General features: G+C 55.4%; 3 protein-coding genes. All 3 read right to left on the reverse strand.

Features of this window, described 5'->3' with window-relative positions:
• Positions 1–479: 479 nt before the first annotated feature.
• The 3 genes from INT40_RS20205 to INT40_RS20215 are packed head-to-tail and all read right to left on the reverse strand — an operon-like array spanning position 480 to position 2,618.
• On the reverse strand, positions 480–1,022 hold the full coding sequence (locus tag INT40_RS20205) for a hypothetical protein (RefSeq protein ID WP_009885516.1): 543 nt from the start codon (positions 1,020–1,022) through the stop codon (positions 480–482).
• Positions 1,000–1,836: an SAR2788 family putative toxin gene (locus INT40_RS20210; RefSeq protein WP_096161386.1), complete on the reverse strand. Its 837-nt coding sequence runs from the start codon at positions 1,834–1,836 to the stop codon at positions 1,000–1,002. Before INT40_RS20210 ends, INT40_RS20205 begins: the two co-directional genes overlap by 23 nt.
• Positions 1,821–2,618: a S8 family serine peptidase gene (locus tag INT40_RS20215; RefSeq protein ID WP_162619320.1), complete on the reverse strand. Its 798-nt coding sequence runs from the start codon at positions 2,616–2,618 to the stop codon at positions 1,821–1,823. The genes INT40_RS20210 and INT40_RS20215 overlap by 16 nt, the downstream gene beginning before the upstream one ends.
• Positions 2,619–3,109: the final 491 nt, after the last annotated feature.

The raw sequence follows: 3,109 nt of genomic DNA on the forward strand, positions 1-3,109 counted from the left end.
CAGCAGGACCTGAAATCCCGCTACCTTGGGTGTCCACTATTCGAGGCTAACCTCACTATACCGGCTACCTAGCCACAACGGAGGTGAAAATTCATCAGCTCGAGTTCTCGGACAGCCATATCGTGAACGGAGGTTCGACGGAACGTGTCCTTCCTCGGCAAGCAACGACAACGGGCTTGAAGCGTCAGTGATTGTCGCGGTAGTTGGTCACGAATATGTGACCTCCAAGACGAATTCGGTGGAGCCGGTCACGACGGGCGGAAATGTCTACCGGGTATCCCCGCTCACCGAATCCGTCCAAGAACTGGACTAGATTGCGAACGAAACTGTCAAGGACGGCACCACCTAGACGCTGGAAAGTCGCCCTCTCGATCTGCGAAGCCGATTTCGTCAGCTGTCTGCACAAACTCCAACAGCCGCACCCACAAGGGCGGGACCGTAGATTTGCGGCCCCGCCCTTGTGGGTTTAAAGCTAGCTCCTATTCGTCCGACTCGATTTCATCAGCGTTCTGCTGTAGCTTCGCTAGCTGCTGAGCCTGTGAGGTCAAATCGTCAGACATCTGAGCCAACGGACCGTCAGCAAGTTCTGTCACCCGCGCGGCGAAGGCCTCATTGAAACTAGTATCGGGGCCTCCAGCAAGATCCTTCACGTAGGAAAGATGCTTGCTAATTACACGAACGGCATCCGCAGAAGCTTCTAAGAGCCTGGTCGTGAACCGGTCTTCCGCATGTGGCAGAACCACTAAATCGTTGCTGTAAACACCGTCGATGGCGACAAGCGCGGCAAGTACTTCTACTGGGTCGAGCGAAGAAACCCACCGCCAAATGAACCGATCACGGATCTCTTCGAAATTGTGAACGGGGCTCCCAGTATCTTCGAACCCTTCGACAAGGGCATAGGCGACGTCCTTTATCGACATAGCGCCCGCAAGCTGCAACGCACTGTCAAGTGAGCCCTTTTCCGCAGCGACGATCGCCTCAGTCAGTGCCTGTGCGCTATCACGGTTTACCCCACCAGCCATTACTGATCTTCCCACCCTTCTTCGCATATGTGACAACTATGTACTTACCCTTGTAGGGAAGGACAGCCTGCATTCCGTTCGCACCACGTTTCGAGTGCTTGCCGTTAGCCATAGCACGAGACATTAAGTTCGCAATTTTCGATCGCGAGGTGCCGCCAATCTTCCCCCAGTTGTGCTTCTTCGCCCGGATATGCTTCCAGGTGTTCGCGTTGGCCTTCTGAAGAAGGTACTTGGAGGTGGCCTTCTTGATCTTCGACTTCCCTATTTGCTTGATCGCTGCTTTAATCCCGACACGAGCGAGGAGGCCAAGAACCCACAGAATCGGGAATGCCTGCGCATTCACCTGGGCAGAAGAAACCTCAATGGTTTCTCCGGACTGAGCATCTTCGAGAGTTGCGGTGAAGGCTTCATCACCTAAATAGGTGAAATCACGGACGAGTAGTTCGCTTTCAATGTCTTCACCATCGACGACTGCTTCAACCGTCACCGACTGGATCAGCTCATCAAGAGGAGCATCGGAATCCGTGGCGACATCCACACGCGAATCAATACCTTCAGCCTCAACCGAGGTGGAGACTGTGCCACCGACCGCGTCGACGTCTACAGTCGTATCTAGGTTGTCGCCGCCCTCATCAAGCGACTCAACACCTGAGGTCGCCTCATCAGGATCAACAGAGACACTATGTGTGCTGACGCTTGGTACTTCGGTTGGCTCGTCGGCCGCGACGGGTGAAATATTTGCCGTCGACAGCCCCACCGCTAACGCGGTCACCGCTGCAACAGCAGCAACGCTCTTCCTTAAAGAGACTTGCATTCCCTCGGATCCTTTCCTTGTTCTTCAATGGATTCTTCTATCGCTTGATCGACAGGAGTGTTCCTGCGGGTCTGATCAAGAGTGTGTGGAGCAATCAGTGGCCAGCACGCGGCAATCTTTCCCGCAGCAATCGCTGTTGCAGGAGACGTCCCTGAATACGGCTGGGCCCCACCTCCCGGGCTCTCAACGCGGATCTCCTCACCGGAAGCAAGGAGATTCGTTGCTCGAGTATTCGTGAATCTCAGGCGGCGGCCTGATTTGTTCAGTGCCCCCACTGAGATCACTCCCTCATATTGGGCTGGGTATGAGGCGAAATCTCCAATACCGTTCCCGGCAGCGGAAAAGATGGTCACGCCATCGTTTTGAGCTTGACGGACCGCTTCCTTCAGCTCTGGCACGTCCATTTCGGTCCCGAGCGCGGCGACGATCATATCCACATCTTGTTGCGTCGCAGTCGTGATCCCAGTCGCCAAGTCTTCAACTTCCCCGACACCAGAAACATCAAGAGCCGGGACATCGACGATCTCGATCGTCGGAGATCGTGTAGATGGTTTTGCTGACGCGCTTTCAACCATGATCGCGGCCATGGCTGACCCGTGTTCGCTCACTCTCGACGGGGCGCCCGGCACCGAACGAACCTCGATCTTCGCCTTATTCAATGCTGGGTAGGTGGGGTCAATTCCTCCATCGATGATTGCGACCCGAACCTTCGAAACAGTTTCTACTGGCGTGAAAACGATGAAAATGGCGGCCATGGCGAAAACGATGACGACGACTGCCACCAGGGCACGCTGGACCCACCGGCGGGGATGAACGGGGGCCAGGGCCATCCGGGAGTCTTCTCGCATGGTCTCGCAGTCTGTGAAGAAAGGTGGGGACGATCTTTCATGGGGATAAGCCGTCCTTAAACCTAACAATCCCTGAGTTGGCTTCCGGGGTCGCTCGTGTGAAAGCAATCAAACCGTTACCTGCCGCAGGTCCGGTCATACAGTGTGGGCGCCGCGGGCGCCTCGCACGAAAGTATGAAATTTCGAGAAAACTTCGGCCCAGCAGGCCGGATGAGTGCGATCATGTCAATCGGGTATACCCCTTTGACATTCGAGATCTCGGCCGGAAGAATGCTGTCAAACGGGTTGCGATTCCAGTGATTGGACACATATGCCTACCGACTCCGAGAACCCCTCAGATGCCCTGTTCGGACAGACCCTCGGCTACGCACGATATGTGAGCGTGAGACACGTCCGCTAAGTCCTCCGTCTCACGTGTAACACCA

It is taken from the genome of Brevibacterium sp. FME17 (genome assembly GCF_014897515.1).
Classification (GTDB): Bacteria; Actinomycetota; Actinomycetes; order Actinomycetales; family Brevibacteriaceae; genus Brevibacterium.

What these genes read in the sequence shown, in the direction of transcription:
- INT40_RS20205 (WP_009885516.1), bottom strand. Translation starts at nt 1,022, where the DNA reads ATGGCTGGTGGGGTAAACCGTGATAGCGCACAGGCACTGACTGAGGCG.
- INT40_RS20210 (WP_096161386.1), bottom strand. Translation starts at nt 1,836, where the DNA reads ATGCAAGTCTCTTTAAGGAAGAGCGTTGCTGCTGTTGCAGCGGTGACC.